The 18,127-nt window shown below is 44.9% G+C and carries 14 protein-coding genes; 5 read left to right on the forward strand and 9 right to left on the reverse strand.

From position 1 onward, the window contains the following. Positions 1-363 precede the first annotated feature (363 nt). Positions 364-3,936, forward strand: a complete 3,573-nt coding sequence (locus ACP2WE_RS20080; RefSeq protein WP_425217320.1) for a WD40 domain-containing protein — start codon at positions 364-366, stop codon at positions 3,934-3,936. Between the two features lie 66 nt (positions 3,937-4,002). Here the strand turns inward: ACP2WE_RS20080 and ACP2WE_RS20085 are convergent, their stop codons facing one another. After that, on the reverse strand, positions 4,003-4,791 hold the full coding sequence (locus tag ACP2WE_RS20085; protein ID WP_425217321.1) for a transporter substrate-binding domain-containing protein: 789 nt from the start codon (positions 4,789-4,791) through the stop codon (positions 4,003-4,005). Between the two features lie 97 nt (positions 4,792-4,888). On the opposite strand from ACP2WE_RS20085, the gene ACP2WE_RS20090 reads away from it, so the two are divergent. Beyond that, positions 4,889-5,329, forward strand: coding sequence for a hypothetical protein (locus ACP2WE_RS20090; protein ID WP_425217322.1), 441 nt, complete (start codon positions 4,889-4,891; stop codon positions 5,327-5,329). Between the two features lie 74 nt (positions 5,330-5,403). Here the strand turns inward: ACP2WE_RS20090 and rplT are convergent, their stop codons facing one another. From rplT to ACP2WE_RS20120, 6 genes are all read right to left on the reverse strand, one after another. Then, positions 5,404-5,757 carry a 50S ribosomal protein L20 gene (rplT, locus tag ACP2WE_RS20095; protein ID WP_425217323.1) on the reverse strand — a complete coding sequence of 118 codons (354 nt, stop codon included), beginning with the start codon at positions 5,755-5,757 and terminating at the stop codon, positions 5,404-5,406. A gap of 172 nt (positions 5,758-5,929) precedes the next feature. Continuing rightward, positions 5,930-6,127 carry a 50S ribosomal protein L35 gene (gene rpmI, locus ACP2WE_RS20100; protein ID WP_330483579.1) on the reverse strand — a complete coding sequence of 66 codons (198 nt, stop codon included), beginning with the start codon at positions 6,125-6,127 and terminating at the stop codon, positions 5,930-5,932. Positions 6,128-6,185: 58 nt separating this feature from the next. Further along, a complete protein-coding gene (locus ACP2WE_RS20105; RefSeq protein WP_425217324.1) occupies positions 6,186-7,319 on the reverse strand; it encodes an Hpt domain-containing protein in 1,134 nt (377 codons plus the stop codon). A 113-nt stretch (positions 7,320-7,432) separates the two neighbouring features. After that, on the reverse strand, positions 7,433-8,023 hold the full coding sequence (locus ACP2WE_RS20110; RefSeq protein ID WP_425217325.1) for a GUN4 domain-containing protein: 591 nt from the start codon (positions 8,021-8,023) through the stop codon (positions 7,433-7,435). After that, positions 8,020-10,083 carry a chloride channel protein gene (locus tag ACP2WE_RS20115; RefSeq protein ID WP_425217326.1) on the reverse strand — a complete coding sequence of 688 codons (2,064 nt, stop codon included), beginning with the start codon at positions 10,081-10,083 and terminating at the stop codon, positions 8,020-8,022. The genes ACP2WE_RS20110 and ACP2WE_RS20115 overlap by 4 nt, the downstream gene beginning before the upstream one ends. Positions 10,084-10,212: 129 nt before the next feature. Continuing rightward, positions 10,213-12,531, reverse strand: coding sequence for a ribonuclease R family protein (locus tag ACP2WE_RS20120; RefSeq protein ID WP_425217327.1), 2,319 nt, complete (start codon positions 12,529-12,531; stop codon positions 10,213-10,215). An 866-nt stretch (positions 12,532-13,397) separates the two neighbouring features. Here ACP2WE_RS20120 and ACP2WE_RS20125 point away from each other — a divergent pair. Further along, a complete protein-coding gene (locus ACP2WE_RS20125) occupies positions 13,398-15,170 on the forward strand; it encodes an iron uptake porin (protein ID WP_425217328.1) in 1,773 nt (590 codons plus the stop codon). A 170-nt stretch (positions 15,171-15,340) separates the two neighbouring features. Here the strand turns inward: ACP2WE_RS20125 and ACP2WE_RS20130 are convergent, their stop codons facing one another. Then, a complete protein-coding gene (locus ACP2WE_RS20130) occupies positions 15,341-15,811 on the reverse strand; it encodes a glutathione peroxidase (protein ID WP_425217329.1) in 471 nt (156 codons plus the stop codon). A 70-nt stretch (positions 15,812-15,881) separates the two neighbouring features. Here ACP2WE_RS20130 and ACP2WE_RS20135 point away from each other — a divergent pair, with 70 nt between their 5' ends. After that, the gene (locus ACP2WE_RS20135) at positions 15,882-16,379 is read left to right on the forward strand and encodes an AAA family ATPase (protein ID WP_425217330.1); all 498 of its coding nucleotides are present in this window, start codon (positions 15,882-15,884) and stop codon (positions 16,377-16,379) included. 25 nt (positions 16,380-16,404) lie between these two features. Beyond that, entirely contained in the window at positions 16,405-17,610 is a 1,206-nt protein-coding gene (gene menC / locus ACP2WE_RS20140; RefSeq protein ID WP_425217331.1) for an o-succinylbenzoate synthase, read from the forward strand. An 80-nt stretch (positions 17,611-17,690) separates the two neighbouring features. Here menC and petE read toward each other — a convergent pair whose 3' ends face one another. Next, entirely contained in the window at positions 17,691-18,083 is a 393-nt protein-coding gene (gene petE, locus ACP2WE_RS20145) for a plastocyanin (protein ID WP_425217332.1), read from the reverse strand. Positions 18,084-18,127 lie beyond the last annotated feature (44 nt).

The raw sequence follows: 18,127 nt of genomic DNA on the forward strand, positions 1-18,127 counted from the left end.
TCTGGTGCTCAATGGAACCGTCACAATGTTGCTCAAGTCTTGAAGCATCGTTGTGCTTACCTCAACGGTTATTTCTATGCCCCTAAGTATATTTGCTCAGTGCCTAATTGAGATGCTCCCTTTGAAACACAGAAGAAGTCTTCTAAGCTTTTAGGTTATGATTTACAACAACTACTCTATAAAAAACACTAGACATTGGCAGTATCAAATAGTGGCAAAAAGTAGCAAATCTGGAGACATTTGATGAATAATGATTAAGAAAGGGGCATCATCTCTCGTCAGATCGTGGCAAAGCTCTAAATTATATCAATATGTTATAAGTTACACCCCAAAAACTCTTGGGCCGTCTTTTAAGCAAATGTAGTGAATGACTTTCCTGAGATGAATGTAGAAGAAGCGATTGAGTTGATAGAGCGCGCGATCGCACCAGAACACCTTAACGATGTACAAGTAAAAATCTTTCGTCTTGTTTGGGAGCAAATGAGCTATCCCAAAATTGCCATCCAAACTGGTTATGAAGACTCTCATGTTAGACGTGTGGGGGCAGAAATCTGGAGAAAGCTGACGCAAGCCTTGAATGAGAGGGTCACTAAGAACAATTTTCGCACCGTTTTAAAGAGATACTGGGACAGTATCAGCCAGTCAGATGCCGAGCAAATCGAGCCACCAGAAGAGTCCTTTTACGGTAGGCAAACAGACTTACAGACCCTCGAAGCCTGGATTGGTACGCCTTGTCATTTGATTGGAATTTTTGGACAGGGTGGGATTGGCAAAACTACACTTGCTGAGAGAATATCTCAACAAGTTCGATCTCGGTTTGATATCTATGTTTGGCGAAGTTTGCGGCAGGCTCCACCCCTCCATGCTTTACTCGACGAAATTTTACCAAGCCTAACCAATTCAGAGGCTGTCGAGAGTTCAATTTCAGCCCTGATGGAAGTACTCAAACGAAAACGATGCTTGTTGATTCTCGATAACATTGAGTCAATCTTGCAATCTGGCGATCGCAGTGGGCAGTACCAAGTGGGATATGAGGAGTATCGCCAACTTTTTGAGCGTATCTCTGATGAACCGCACCAAAGTTGCATTATTTTAACGGGTCGCGAAAAACCAAGCGGTCTTGCTGTAAGAGAAGGAACAAACATTCCCATCCGATCGCTACAGTTGCAAGGACTCTCAGGAATTGAAGGTCAACGACTCCTAGCTGCCCAAGGTCTGGAAACTACAGCATCTCAAAGTCAAGATCTCGTCAATCACTTTGGTGGCAATCCCCTGGCGCTTAAATTAGCCGCAACCACGATCGTGACATTTTGTGCTGGAGATGCTCGGGCATTTCTAGCACAAGGCAGTACCGTTTCTAGCAATTTATGGGATTTACTGGAGGAACAGTTTCAGGGTTTGTCTCCTCTTCAACAAAAGGTGATGAACTGGCTGGCGATCAATCGCGAAGGAGTCTTACCAACAAAGCTGGAAGCAGAAATTTTACCGAAAGCACCTTCACATAAATTACTTAAGGCATTAGAAGTACTTTACACGCGATCGCTAATTGAGACCTGTAAGGCAGGTTCGACCCAACAACCTGTGATTATGGAATATGTCACAGAACGCTTCATTCAAAATCTAGAGCAAGAAATTCTCAAGGGTAAACTGGATCTCTTGATAACCTATGCGATCGTGGAATCCCAGACACAAGATAACGTGCGCGATGCTCAAATCCAATTTATTGTTAATCCTTTAGTCGAAAGGCTTTTAAGTCATTTTGGAACCCAATCCCAACTCGAACAACACCTAAAAAACATCTTGGCGGAGCTCCGCGATCGCACAGAATCTCAAACAGGCTATGCAGCGGGGAACTTACTCAACTTATTCTGTTACTTAAAAACCGATCTCAAAAATTTTGACTTTTCTAACCTATATATTCGACAGGCATATCTTCTCAACGCCTCCTTACAAGACACAGATTTTACGGGGGCAAAAGTCACTCAAACTGCATTTGCCAATACTTTTGGCGGTGTGCTCAACGTTGCCTTTAGTCCCAATGGAAAGTATTTAGCCAGTAGTGACACCAAAGGTGAAATTCAGATTTGGGATACCCATACAGGCGATCTACTCCTACGGTGTCGAGGACACCAACACTGGACTTGGGCGATCGCTTTTAGTCCCAACGATCAATACTTTGCGAGTGCCAGTGATGACTATCTCGTCAAGTTATGGGATGTTGAAACGGGTGAATGCTTACAAACCTATACAGGTCATAGCTATATCGTATGCGCAGTGGCTTTTAGCCCCAACAGTCAAACGATCGCCAGTAGCGGTCAAGACGCTACGATTCGCCTATGGTCGGCTCTACCCACAACCCAAAATCCTGAGATTATGACCTTAGAAGGTCTGAGCGGACGTGTATGGAGTCTGGCTTTTAGCCCCGACGGTAAAACCCTAGCGAGTGCTGGTGAAGATTGCATAATTCGGCTATGGGACGTCGCCACAGGCACTTGCCGTTGTGAGTGGCAAGCACACGAACGTTGGATGCGATCGATTGCCTTTAGTCCCGATAGCAGTTTGATCGCGAGTGGTAGCTTTGACCACACGATTAAAATCTGGGATGCTACTACCCAAGTGTTGCTCAAAACTTTGGTGGGACATCGGCAACTCGTCACAGATATTGCTTTTAGCCCCGATAGTTCGCAAATAGCCAGTAGCAGTTATGACAAAACAGTCAGATGTTGGGACATCACGACTGGAGATTGCGTCAAGACTTTCTTTGGACATAGTAGTCGCATTTGGTCTGTTTCTTTTCACTGTAGTGGATTTCTGCTGGCGAGTGGTGGTGACGATCACGTCATCAAACTCTGGGATCTAAAAACAGATCGCTGTACCAAAACCTTTCAAGGGCATACAAACGCAGTGCTATCCCTTGCCCTCAATCCTACTGACTTTAATAAAGGAGGTGGTTATTTAGCAAGTGGATACGAAGATCAGGCAATTAGGCTATGGGATATTCGGGAGGGCAAGCTCTTACAGACATTACGCGGGCACACAAATAGGGTTTGGTCTGTTGCTTTTCAACCTTCAAGTTCGCAATCATCACCTACCTCTTTATTGGCTAGTAGTAGTGCAGACTGGACAGTAAAATTATGGAATTACCAATCGGGAAATTGCCTCAAAACCCTTTCTGGGCATACGAGTTGGGTGTGGTCGATCGCTTTTAGCCCTGATGGAACCAAGCTAGCAAGTTGTAGTTATGACCATACCGTAAAGCTGTGGGATGTTAGCACGGGGGAATGCCTAAAAACATTCGATGATTATCCCTGTGCTATTGCTGGTGTTGCTTTTAGTCCTGATGGGAAGCTACTAGCCAGCAGTGATTTTAGTGGAATCGTTAAAATTTGGAATCTTGAAACCTATGAATGCGATCGCCTATTCAACGCACATGGAAATAGTGCGTGGTCTGTCAAGTTTAGCCCTGATGGAACTTTGTTGCTCAGTTGCAGCCTAGACCAAACCATCAAACTTTGGGATATCGCCACAGGGGAATGTATTCGCACCTTTATCGGTCATCAAGGTGCTATCTTTGCCATCCAGTTTAGCCCCGATGCTAAATTTATCATCAGTGCTGGTCTAGATCGTGCGCTTAAACTTTGGGATATCGCGACAGGTGAGAATTTCCAAGTTATGGAAGGTCACGCGGAAGTCATTTACACAATGCAAGTCAGCTTAGTTTCGCTTAGTCAGGAAAGTGTTCCAAAATTGATTGCAATCAGTGGCAGTATGGATGAATGCATCAAGGTTTGGGATCTAGAAAACTACAAGTGTTTGGAAACTTTGAGAATACCTCGTCCCTATGAAGGCATGAAACTCAATGGAATTCAAGGCTTAACAAATGCTCAGAGAGAGACCTTAAAAGCTCTAGGAGCCTTTGAGTCTAGCAATAATTAGGGCTTGCTGAAAAAGTAATTAAGAAGAGAAAGAAAACCAGATGTAGAAAAGATACGAGGCTGTGGTTTAAGGTAAGCCCCAGTACGTAGCCCGATCGCGTAACCATCCATTCTTGCGCCACCGTTCCATTGTTTTCAAAACACGTTCTCTTAGTTCGATATACTGAAGTCCTTTGGGAAGTGCGATCGCTAGACTATGGTGAGACAGAAATCGATCGATGGACTCATAGTCGGGGTTCTCTTTGAGCCATTGTACGAGGGCACTACTATCACCTGCAAAGGCTTGGACTTTCCCATCTTTGAGTGCGGCTAGACCCTCTTGATAGGAATTAACCCCAATCAGAGACATTTTTGGGAAGTGATATTGTAAGACTGCGATCGTTGCAGAGTTTTTGATTACAGCAATGCCTTTAGTTTGCGTGAAATCCTGCTTGCGAATTCCACGCGCCACCACTAAAGCGGTTCCATCAGTATAGTAGGGTAGGGTAAAGTCCACCAAGCGGGTGCGATTATGGGTGACTGAGATTTGAGCGATCGCAAGATCTACCCGATTGTTCCATAGCGCAGGTAAGCGATCGCGGTTCGTTAAGGGGACAAATTCCACCAATTGTTCGCTGCCCAAAAGCTCTTTCGCGAGTTTCTTGGCAATATCAATCTCAAATCCTTTCCACTGTCCTGAAGCGTCTCGAAAACTAAGGGGTGGTGCGTAATCCTTGACACCAACCAACAATCGCCCTCTTGTTTGTACGGTTGCCCAATCTGAAGCGATCGCCTCAGGTAAATATATAGTGGAAACTCCCCCCAACAGTAGGGGCAAAGAAACGAACAACGTGAGTAGACGAGACCTGTTTTTCACGGATGTTGCAAGGATACTTCGCATTCAGAGTGTCATGGAGGGATTGCACTCTCCCATAATACAATACGGGAACTAGCCACATTCTTCTTGAACCAGTATGGCGATCGATCCCAAGGACAAGCATCTGCAATGGTTGCGAATTTTCTTGCTTGCCAGCACAATTTCAACTGCAATCCACTACACCGATAATTATGTTTTCGTTGCCGATTATCCACAGCCCGATTGGATTACCCTACCTTCAATCTATATTTCATGGATCGTTTTAACTGGGATTGGCATTTTAGGCTATTGGCTCTACCAACAAGAAAAGTTTTGGCTTGCCTATAGTTGTCTCTCGATCTACTCATTAACGGGATTAAGTAGCGTTGCCCATTATTTCTACGGTTCCATGTCTCAATTTTCTGTAAAAATGCATTTTTTTATCTGGACAGACTGGCTCACGGGTTTCTCTGTTTTGGGCTTTACCCTTTGGTCGGTATTCCTTGCAAAAGCTTGGCGCCGAAAATCAAATGCAGACATGACTACAAAGCAAAACTGATAGCCATAAAACACAAGAGGATAGATACTGTATATCTATCCTCTTTAAAATCAAATTTGGGGTATAAACTTATATTACTTTGCAGCTTTCGCGACTTCTACAACCTTGTTAAATGCATCAGGGTCGAGAATTGCTAGCTGTGCCAACATCTTACGGTTAATCCCAATATTGGCTTTTTTGAGCAAGCCAGTGAATTGGCTGTAGCTTATGCCTTGCATGCGAGATGCGGCATTAATCCGCGTAATCCATAGACGACGAAAATCACGCTTTTTCTTGCGGCGATCGCGATAGGCATTCCGCAATGCCTTCATTACTTGCTGATTGGCAGTACGGAAAAGTTTGGAATGCGAGCCACGAAAGCCCTTAGCTAGTTTTAATACTTTATTGCGGCGTTTTCTAGCAACATTACCGCGCTTTACTCTGGTCATATCAGTTATGAATTATCAGTTAACGTTTGTCGAACATCAATCGCCAGTTTTTCACTGTTTGCTTTTCATGATTTGAAATCGCAACGCCTGACGAAAGACGAAATATAGGGGGAATGCAATTTATGTTTTTAGATACTTTTCGCTAGTTTGAATTATTAAACTAATAATTAAATTAAGCGTAGGGCATCATGGCTCTGACTCTATCCGTGTCGGTTTCGTCAACCACAGCCATTTTGGAAAGTCTACTTTTTTGGCAAGTAGTTTTATGCTCTAAAAGATGGTTTTTAGAGGCATGGCGACGCATGATTTTACCACTGCCGGTAACCCTGAATCGCTTAGCGGCAGATTTACGAGTTTTAAGTTTAGGCACAGTTGTTGCTAAAAAATTGACCTTTACAAGGATAGCACAAGCCAAAAGCTTATTTACACTAAATATTGCAATCAGACAACTTGGCAATCAACGCCGCATACTGAGCCTTCAAGTCCTCACCTTGACTGCTTTTCGGCTTTTCCCAAGCCGAAAGCCAGATCGGAGCAGGCAGATGTCCTTCAGGAGCAGCATTGGAAAATTGCACGGCTGCGGTTGAGATCCAAGCCCCCTGTTTGCGCCATCCCAAGCGATCGCCAAGATTCTGCCATTGTTTTGTGGCTTTATCTTCCACGGGTGGCGCAGTAACCACGGCCGGAGCGGCTGCAAAAAAGTCACTGAGATCGTCTACGTTAGAGTCTTTGGCAAGAGTCCCTTCAGAGGCAGGGATAAGTTCTCGCAGTTGTGCTGAAATAGTAATTTCCTGCGGACGTTGCCTTAAAACTAGTTCTTGTGCTTGCTTGACTTCTTTAATCACAATCGGTGCAAGGATGCGAAATTGATTGTTTTGGTTGCCAACAACCAACCGCACCGCATCCATCATTTCCCCCCACTTGCTTAACCGAAATTGGGCTCCTGTGTCGATCAGTTGCGTGCAAATAGATTGCAAGTTTTGGCGGGCTTTCGGACTATCTGGTTGCTTAAACAGTTGCAGCATATCCCTCAGCTTCACTGGAATATCAGACTGGAATGCTGCGACCATTGCCTTGGCATCAACTTGGCGTGGTTCTGGAATCTGAATCGTTGTTTCTGTGAGAATCATAGTGTCACCACTCAGCAGAAGATCGAGACGATTTTTTAGTTGTGCAAAAATCGGGTCAGATTCTTTTACTACAGCTTCTCCTGCATCTTTTGTGAGCCCAAAAGGTCCCTGCAGCAGATCTAATAACTCCTGTAGCTTGTCATAACCTTTTAGAAAAAGTGTCTGTAGCTCCTGATCGACATGGATTTTAGAGTTTTCTCTCAGCACTTTAAAGTGATCTTCAAGAATGTGAGATAGGTGCTGAATGCTAGTAAAACCTAGCATAGCTGCTCCCCCTTTAATTGAGTGGGCGGCTCGAAAGACTTCATTAATTGTCTCTGGATCTTCGAGCATTGACTCAAGGTTAAGCAGACCTGCCTCAATCGTTTGCAGGTGCTCTTTTGCTTCCTCGATGAAATACATCGTAATCTGCTTCTGCTTTTCTGGATCCATGACGATGACTCAGCCTCTGAAAATGTTTAAAGGGTGGTGGATTAATACAACTTGAATACATTCGCTCAACGATCGCGCTCAAACGGCGTGCTTCAGATAACTAGCCTATAGGATTAGCCAGATATAGAAGCTTTATAGAGTCGATTTTGGACGCTAAAGCCAAATTTCCCTTGACTATGTTCTCGCCAAAGCCGATCGATCGTGCTGAAGTCTTGGCAGGGTATTTGATTGATGTCTTCAGGGGATAAATGGGTTCCCTTGGGTTTATGTAGGGCTTGACACATGACATGCCATGTTTCTTGGTTAGCTTCTTGCCATTTTCCTGCGGCTAGGAAATGTTGTAAGTTGCTGTAGTCAACACCAGTACTAGAAATATAGCTTGGTGCTTCCTGTGCAACTGGAGCGATCGCTTTTGCCTGATTGACTTTAGCCGATCGCCGAAAGTGCAGCGTCATCATGCCAGTGGTTTGCCCACTCAGTAAAACGACCTCTCCTTTTTCGGTAATCTTAATCGAGACAGAGACTTCGTCCAGTTCTAATTCGCCCGTTTGATCTGGGTCTATGGCAAATTGCTGCACTAAGTTGGCTAGTTTACGCACATTGGCTTTGATTGCTTGTGCGTCAATTGCTTTAATTTCTGTGCGTGGAATATTTGCAGACCCATCTTGTGCAACGAACTCAATCAAAAATTCTTCACTACTCATGGCGTTTCAGCTAGTTGATGTGGCGAGGTTAAATCTGGGGAAGGGGTATTTGTTTCGGGGACTTCAATCTCAAGTATGCTAGGCATCTCTGGTTGGGTTTTTAACCGCTCTGAATTGTTGGTTGAGGGATGAACGATGAGATCTTCTACTTTTTCATTCAGCTTACTCTCTGATTTATCTAACTTGTCTAGTTTATCTAATTTATTTAAGGTAGAGATATTTGCAATTTTATTCGCAGTAATTTTATCAGCGATCGCTTGTTTTGTAAGTGCTGTATTGTAAGCCGTTGTAATTGCTTGCCGATCTACCAAACCAATTACCCGCTTGACTGCGTGACGATCCACCACAGGTAGTTGCCTTAGATCCCTCGCTGCCATTCGACGCAGTGCTTCTGATAGGGACTCATCTACATAGGTATGGACAACTTCTTTGGTGCAAACTTGCTCAACTGTTAGCTTATCGAGTTGACTGTCAGCATCAGGCAAAGACAAAACCCTTTTGACATCTTGTGTTGTCAGAATTCCGATCAGGTGATTTGCCTCATCTACGACGACAGCACTGTGGTAATAGCCACTCGTAATGATTTGAGCCGCCTGAAGTAAAGACATAGAATACCTTACAGAAGGGGGATTGAGGGTCATCACCTCCGCAATTTTGATTTTTGCTAACACATCAATGGCTTCCTGAGACTCGCTGAGCTGGGCGCTAAAGCTATAGGGCGGGGATGTTTGCATCATTTGTTCGCTCAACCAAGCACATAACCCTACAGATGCCATGAGCGGTAAAACAATGCGATAGTCGCGAGTCATCTCAAACAGCAATAACACCGATGTTAGAGGCGCTTTGACACTCCCTGCTAAGACGGCAGCCATACCCACAAGGGCATAGGCTGGCGATGCTGCTACGGGGATCGATGCGGGCATAATCGCCGCCATAATTTGACCATAGGCGCTACCCAATACTGCCCCTAAAAAAATTGATGGCGCGAAGATACCACCCACAAACCCACTTCCTAAGCTAATTGCCGTTAAGCCTAGCTTAGTAATCAACAAAGCCAGCAAGAGTGGCACGGTAAATGGTGAATCCTGCAAGATCGATTCCACGGTTTCGTAGCCAATGCCGATCGCTTCGGGGAAAAATAAGGCAACTAGTCCGACACTCAGACCGCCCAACACGAGTTTGCTCGGGACTGACAGTTTTGCCATAAATTCAAATTTGGCAACTTCACCCGCAAAAATACGTTTGGCAAATTTGAGAGAACGGGTATAGGCGATCGCGACTAAGCTTGCCAGTACACCTAACCCCATATACAGGGGGAGTTCCCAATAACTTCTGACTTCATAGACAGGTAGGCTAAAAGCAGGTTGCTCGCCTAAACCAATTTGGGCAACCAGTGCCGAGACAACCGCAGCAATGACAACAACGCTGATATCAGAGTTAAGGCTCGATTTTGACGTGCCAAATGAATCTCTTAATAACACCTCTAGGGCAAAAAACACGCCTGCGATCGGTGCATTAAATCCCGCAGAAAGACCCGCTGCACCGCCTGCGCTCAAAAGCAAGCGCGTGCGCTCGCTAGAGAATTTCAGGGATTGTCCTAGCATTGAACCAATGTTGCTGCCTAGTTCTACACTGGGACCTTCTGGACCGAGTGATGCACCTGCACCTAACGAAAAAGCTGCCGCGATCGTTTTGAGGGGAGCTTGAATGAAGGGCTGTTTTCGCGAATCTTGCTTCGCAGCATGATCGGCTTTGCCGACATCTTTATGGGTTTCAGATCCGCCCGCAACCTTTTCAACCCGATCGAGTTGCAGGCGCAATATGCTAACAACCAGTGCACCTAAAATAGGCACTAGCACGATCGCAATGGGGCTATATGCCGAAACCACGACTGCTAAGTCATGCCAGTAGATCTGTTGGGCAAACAAGATCAACTTCCTAAATAGTGTCACACCTGTCCCACTCAAAAGTCCCACGACGATCGCCAAGACTAGCATTACCGTTTCGGCTGATGGCTGAAAACGGTTAAGCAGTAGTACCAGTGGGCGAGAGAGTTGCATAAGTGATGAGTTGGGGAGGGGCAAATGACAAGCGATCGCACCAACTAGGTGAGTCTATACAAACACAGTATTCACTGAGGTTTACTAGATAACCCCCTACTTAGCAGAAGTTCGTTTACTCAGCAGGTATCATTCTGCCTCAAAGTGATTGAGTGTGGCGGTATAAACATCTTCAAATTCTTCGGAAATCTCTCCTTGAACCAGATCGTCACCTTCTTGCTCGTTTTCCACACTGACAACTGCGACTAGATCGACTTGCTGACGATAGTAATCTACCCCTTTGACCTGTACCTCAACCCGATCGCCTAAGCTATATTGACGACCACTGCGGCGACCGACCAACATGGTCGAGGCACGACTTTTGCCTCTGCCATTGTTCTGCGGGAATTCGTACCAATCATCCTTAAGCGAGCTGACGTGAACGAGTCCTTCCACCAAAAGCGACTCAATCTCTACAAAAAATCCGTAGGACTGCACGCTGGTAATCACACCAAAAAAGTTGTCACCAATGCGGACGCGCATATATTCTGCTTTGCGTAAGCCCTCTAAATCAGAAGTTACCTTCTGAAATAAGGCATCGTGGGCAGTGAGCTTAGGTAAAACAAGTTCTAGATCTTCTTGCAACTGACGCTCAACTTCGGGGGGAAGTACACTCCAGTTGACCTGACCGTGACAGCTAGAACTTTTTAAATTAATGCCATCTTTGATCCGACTGCTACGGCGATCGCGCCCCTCTTGAAAAATTAAGTGCAAGGTACGTTGCACCAATAGATCGGCATAGCGATGTTGTGGTGATACAGCATGAACATAGGGTGTGGCATCCGTAAATGCCAATCCAAAGTGCGAACCAGGCTCAAGACTATATTCACAGGGCTTAAGCATCGATAGGAGTAAATATCGCAAAATTTCGCGGCTTGTGGTTGGCTCAAGCCGATCGATTTGCTCGAGTAAATAGTGGAAATCTTTAGGTTGCAATTGCTCGGGATCGGGCAATCCAGCAGAGATACCCATACTGTCTAACAGTTTGAGCCAGTCAACTATTTTGCTAACATCAGGTGCCGTTTGAAAGCGATAGGGAGTTGGTAGAGAAAACGCATGTAGATGCGAAGCGATCGCCTGATTTGCCAAAATCATGATTTCGGTAACCATGCCACAAATGGGCAAAGACACAGGGATAACAGGAACCCCTAAAACACCTTCATCCGCCTCTTGAGATGGGGTTTGAGGTAAAACCAGATGAAATCCTTGAGAACGCTGCTGTAGCAATGTGCCAAGCTCGGCAATCTGACCTATGAGCGTTTGCAACTCTACATCAACTTCGCGATCGTCATCCTCTCCCCTACTATCTCCATCCAAAAGGCGTTGTGCTTTTTGATAGCTCAGGTTTGCTCGCACTGAAACTGCCGATGGCTGAATCTCAAAGCCGATCGTTGCCCCACTCTTGTCAAGTTTGAGTAAAACAGACATGGTTAGATGCTCGAGCTGATCGAGGACATGCATTTCGGGTAGCATCGGTAGTACGACTTCACCCAAGAAAAATGCTCGTACCCGCTTGCGTGCCTCTAGATCCATGGGCGATCCTGGCGAGATATAAGCCGAAACATCAGGAATATGCACGCCCAAGTCCCATCCTGATTCTGATGGACTAATCGAAATTGCAGGCATATTGGCAATTTTGATCGCTAGCATTTTACGTAGATCGAGGCGATGTTTGAGATCGGCTTTTCTTACGCCTCTGGGCAAGCTTGCTGCTGCAGACATGGCTTTTGCACCAAATCGGCGCGGCAAGTTATGCTTGCAGCAGACAAGGTCGATATCATCCGTAGACTCAGCATCATCCCCCAATATCTGCGCAATTCTAGCTACAGGTAAATGACTTCCCAACGAGTAACGCACCATTTCTAAGTGCACGAGCTTACCCACAGCCAAACTTAGGTCAGGGGTCTCCTCGTCAGGTATCAACTCAATCTCAAATAAAAGCCGATCGTCGAGCGGTATCGCCCGATAGCCTGATTCAGTGGCTTTAACCGTTGAAAGTAACGTTAAATTCGATCGCTCGAGGATGAGCCGCACCTCTCCTTCAGGACTGCGGCGGCGAATGCCATCTTTGGTCACTCTCACCAATACGCGATCGCCGTTCCAAGCATTACTGAGGCGACTCTCGCGAATGTAAATATCTTCAGCCCCTTCTGTGTCCTGAATGGCAAAACAAAACCCTTTACTAGAGCATCGCAGACGACCTTCTACTAAACCATCTTCACCGATACGGCGATATCGCCCTTTATCTTTTTCGAGAATACCCACTTTTTCTAGGGCATCTAGAGCTACCTGAAGCTTACGAATATTCGTATTGTCTTCACTGATACCAAGTTTTTTTTCTATGGCTTTAGGAGCAACAAGTTTATCTTCAGAAAAGTTGTCTAAGAGTTGGGCGATCGAAAATTCCATGAGGTGACAGTATTAAGCGCAAATTGAGCAGTAAATGTACATTGAAATGAGATGAACAATGCTATCGAATCGTTGTGCGATTTTCAGTCTAGGTTGGGACTTGCAACGAAACTCACGCAAGTCTTGATTTCAAGGTTTTGAAGCCAACCAGAACATTTGAGCATTTTTGCTTACGCGATTGCCTTGACTTGCAAATATGTTGGTTCGCATATGCAGTAAACAGAAGTGTTGAGAGATTCCTCTATTTACTGTTATTCAGTGTACCGTTTAAAACTGTGAATACCTTTACAAAATACATTCACAGATTTGGAACATTGACCCCACCAATGGCTTAGAGATTATCGTCCTTAGAGGTAGCGCAGCATATTGCAGTGCTTGTCCGTATAGCATTCATCACTGTCATACATTTTAGCTCAATCATTGCAAAGTTATCTCTCTAGCTAGAAGTCAAATCATCTAAAACAACGCTCGCCGAGTGAAATATAAAAAATCCACACACAGGTGTTTCTAGAACAAATAGAGATAAAGCAAGATTTTTAAGAGATTTCTCTATTATTACTAAAGATTATTCTCTACTTATTAAATTTATTTATGGATGAAACGCAATTATATTTTTATTAAACTCAGCTACGCAGAATATAACTCCATAACTCAGTTGTGTTAAGATTCCTTGCATAATTCCGCTTATTAGCCTAAGGGCTTTTATGGACTTTGAGAATAAAATGATCGTGGGAAACTTTAATCTAATAAATCTAAGTTCCCTGTGACTTGTATAACAGAACACTTAACTTTTTACTATTCGTGTTGCTACATTTAGGTGAGTTGCGTGTAGAATCATAACCAGTGTGAGGATGAAAGTAAAAATAATGACTAAACAACAAACAAAACTGAGATTGCCAGTCAGCCAGCTTGCTGTGATGGCTGCTATGGCTGCTTCTACAATGATGGTAAATGCTGCTGGTGCTGAAGTTGCCACTGCATCTCAAACTATCAAAACTGAGGCAACTGCATTAAAGGCTGAGACTCGTCCACAAGTGGCAGTACCTCAGACCATTGCACAAACAGTTCCCCAAAATTTATCTACAACGCCCAATGAGTCGTCATTGATTCGCAACATTGGCACTGACCCAATTTTGCGCAGAAATGATTCTAAAACGGCTCAAAACGTTACCTCAGTTTCACAGCTAAGTGATGTCCGCCCTACTGATTGGGCATTTACTGCTTTGCAATCTTTGGTCGAACGCTATGGTTGTATTGCAGGTTACCCAGATCGCACCTATCGCGGTCAGCGCGCGCTCAGCCGTTACGAATTTGCCGCTGGTTTGAATGCTTGCTTAGACAAAATCAACGAAATCATCTCTGCTGGGCTTGCTGACAAAGTTAGCAAGGAAGACCTCGCAGCTGTCCAAAAACTCCAAGAAGAGTTTGCAGCTGAGCTTGCCACCCTACGCGGTCGCGTCGATGCGCTAGAAGCTAAAACCACCAAGCTAGAAGCACAACAGTTCTCGACAACCACCAAGTTAAATGGCGAAGTTATTTTCGCTGTTACGGGTGCAACGGACGGTAGCTCTGCTGCTCCTGGTTCTGACAGAACGAATGTTATTTTTGGTCAGCGCACTCGTTTAAACTTTGATACCAGCTTTACTGGCAAAGATTTGTTGAGAACGCGCCTACAAGCTAGCAGTTTACCTGGCGGTACGTTCCCTGATGCATTGGGCTCAGGCAATACAACTCGTCTATCTTTTGATGGCTTTGTCAACGGAGCTACTACTTCTGGTGGTTTTGAGTTAGGTAAATTGTTCTACCGCTTCCCACTTGGCGACAATGCCAGAGCTTGGATCGGTCCTGAAATCGCCACTGATGACGTACTCGATCGCTTAAGCCCCATTGAAAACGAAGCTCAAGCTTCGATCTCCCGCTTTACTCGTTATAGCCCTCTATTGCGCGTTGCCAATCCTAGAGCGATCGCTGCTGTTGACTTTAAAGTAGGTCAAGGTAACATTCAACTGTTTTATGGTGCTAACGACCCTGCTAATGCTGTAGGAACTGTTGCTGGTGGAGCTGGATCGTCTGGTCTATTTGGTGGCACAACCATTGCAGGTGTCCAATTGGTTTGGAAGCCTGTTGAATCACTCGATCTAGGTATCGGTTATGCAAACAGCTATCACCAAACCAACTCCCTAAACTCTGGTTTGAACCTAGACTCTATCTCTGTTACTGGTGGATATACAGGTCCTATCAGAGGTAATACGGTTGCTGGTAACTTGGTATGGCGCCTCAGCAAGAATATTGCATTCAACACATGGGGAGCTTTGGTATTTGCGGATGCTGTGAACACAACTGCTTCTACCACTTTCACTAGCTGGTTGGCTGCTTTCTCCTTTAAGGATATTTTCTCCAGTGGAGATGCGGCTGCGATCGCCTTTGGTCAGCCTCTGTTCCGTAACTCTGTTGGTGGTGGTGCAAACCAAGGTGCAGGTAACATTACCACTCCTTACCACTTAGAAGCTTATTACAACTTCTACGTGTCTAAAAATATCAGCATCACTCCTGGTGTGTTCTTTGTGTTCAACCCTAACAGTGACAGCAACAATGGTACTGCTACCGTCGGTGTAGTTCGTACAACCTTCAGATTCTAAGATTTATCTAGTAAAGATAAATTTAGATTAATGTAATAAAAAAGGCTGAGATTATCTCAGCCTTTTTTATTTGCTTTGTCCTAGGAAATAGATTTCCAAGCTTTCGCGTTGAAGGGGCAATTCATAAATTGCCCCTTCAACGAGGAGAATTAAAGAGGGCAAATCCAAGTTTACAAAAGCGCTTCAATATCTTTTTTAAGTTCTGCACTCTCAGGGGAGACGTTAGAAGGGTAGTACTTAACGACTTTGCCTTCCTTATCGACCAAAAACTTGTTGAAGTTCCATTGCACTTCGCTACCTGTGGTTTCAGTCAGGTATTTGTAGATGTCAACTTTTTCAGCCCCTTTAACTTTGACTTTTGTAAACATATCAAACGTGACTTCGTAGCGTAGAGAGCAAAACTCTTTGATCTGAGACTCTGTGCCAGGTTCTTGAGCGCCAAAATCGTTACTCGGAAATCCTAGAATCTCAAAGCCTTTGTCTTTATAGTCGCGATATAAAGCTTCTAGACCTTTGTATTGCGGGGTATAACCGCACTGAGAGGCAACATTGACGATCAAGCAAACCTTGCCTTTATATTGAGAGAGGTTCGTGGACAGACCGTCAATATTTTTAATTGTGAAGTCGTGCAGGGTTGGCATATATTCTAAGTCTACCTATGATTAAAATCCTGTAAGGGATATTTTGTTGTTTCTATGGTTGTGCGATTTGATGGCTGGAGCAATCTTACTGATCGGTGTACCAGGAAGTGGTAAGTCTACGTTGATAAAAGAATTACTCCGATCGCCGCGATCTGAAACTTCTCCGACTCAAGTAATTTCTCCCGATCTGATCCGAGAAAGTCTCTATGGTTCAGCCAGCGAGCAAGGTCGATGGGAAGAAATCTGGGCACAGGTGCAGCAAGAATTTACCCAAGCCGCAAAATTGCAACATTCTGTAATATATGATGCCACAAATTACAAGCGCCAATATCGTCAAGAAGCGATCGCATTGGCTCGAAGTCATGGATTTAAGCCAATTACAGGACTATGGCTCAATGTCCCCTTGTGGATTTGCCTAAATCGCAACCAAGCCCGCGATCGCCAAGTCCCTGAAGACATCATTGTAGAAATGTACCGATGCCTAACGTTCAATCCACCCAGTCTAGAAGATGGCTTCGATCATCTGATGTACAAAGAAGAAAAGCGAGAAAACGAGTGGATTGATTGAGGTAGCATTTAGCGGCTAGCTGGTTTTGAAATCCTTTTGCGGCTTAGGAATGGGTACTCAACCGATCGTCATTCGGGAAATTAGGCTACAGCCTTACTGTTTACCCTTTCGGCAACCCTTTCAAACTGCCTATGGTATGTGGCGCGATCGTCGAGGCATTGTCATTCAAATTATTGACGACCGAGGAAGGCGAGGGTTAGGTGAGGCTGCGCCACTTACGGGATTTGGTATGGAGACGCTTGCAGAAGCAAAAGAGAGCCTTGAGCAGATGCGCGATCTGTTTGTGGGCATTCAATTGGTCAACCTCAAGGATTTGAGGAATTTATTACAGGATTACTGCCATACTCCTGCGGCAAAACACGGGATGGAGTTAGCACTGCTCGATCTACTTGCCCAAGCTCATTTATCTCCTCTTGCTCAGTATCTGAATCTCGATCTGCCCCCATTCCCAACCTCCCTGTCAATCGTGGAAGAGGAATGTAAAACGCTCAATCGAGGAATTATCCCTACAGCTTGTTGGAAGGATGTGCCCGTTAACGCCACAATTGGTGCGATGTCCTTAGAGGCAACCGAGCGTAAAATTCTGGAGTTACTGGGGCAAGGATATCGATGTCTCAAACTAAAAGTAGGCTTGGAGGATTTTGAGCAAGACTGGCAAAGGCTTAAAGCAGTTCGGGCGATCGCAGGAGAACAAATTCAAATTCGCATTGATGCCAACCAAGCTTGGTCAGTCGAACAAGCGATCGCAAATCTAAGACGATTAGAATCTTTACACCTAGAGTATGTCGAACAACCTACGAGTGCCTCAGATATAGCGGGAATGGCAAGGGTGAGGCAGAGTGTTGATGTCGCGATCGCTGCCGATGAGTCAGTCACAAATATCCAGCAACTCGAACAAATCATCTCTCTTCAGGCTGCCGATCTCGTTATTTTAAAGCCCATGGCAATGGGCGGAATTTTGGCAACCCAACAAGCTGCCCATAGAGCATTTGAGCATGGGCTCGATGTGGTGTTGACGACAACGTTAGACGGAGCGATCGCGCGGCAAGGCGCATTGCATTTAGCAGCATCCCTACAATTTAGCCGACGATTAAACCGTGCCTGTGGTCTAGCAACAGGAGATCTACTTGCGATCGATCTTTGTACAGAATGCCCCCAGCCTCAATCTGGCTTGCTATCCCTTACGGAAGCCAATGGCTTAGGGATCGAGAAGTTAAGAAATTTTTCTTAAAAAATCTAAAAACAAAGTAGGGGCAATTCATGAATTGCCCCTACTTTGTTCTAACCAGTTTAAAAGCGATCGCTAATTAACTAGCCAGCCACGACGATTTTGCCAACCATACCAGCACCACGATGAGGAGAGCAATAGTAGCTATATTCACCTGGTTCGTTAAAAGTAGACTCTACTTCTTGGCTAGGTTTTTGTAGTAGCTTTTTGTGAGAAAGATCGGCTTGACCTTCAACGATCACATTATGAGGATAAGCCTTGTTATTAACCCACTTCACCGTATCACCGGGCTTAATGTTTAACACTTTAGGCTCAAAAATAAGCTGTCCGCTGCTAGAACCCATTTTGACGGTAAAGGTTTCAGCAGATGCTGGAGCAGCTGACATAAACAGGGTACCAATAACCAATAGCAGACCAATGCAGATAGCGCTTAGACGCTTCACAATTGAGAAATTTTTCATGACTTGACTCGACAATATTCTTGAAGGTACTTAAGTTGCGTAGAACAAAGAAAGGTAGC

Source organism: Tumidithrix helvetica PCC 7403 (assembly GCF_965232925.1).
GTDB classification, from domain to species: Bacteria; Cyanobacteriota; Cyanobacteriia; order Pseudanabaenales; family Pseudanabaenaceae; genus Tumidithrix; species Tumidithrix helvetica.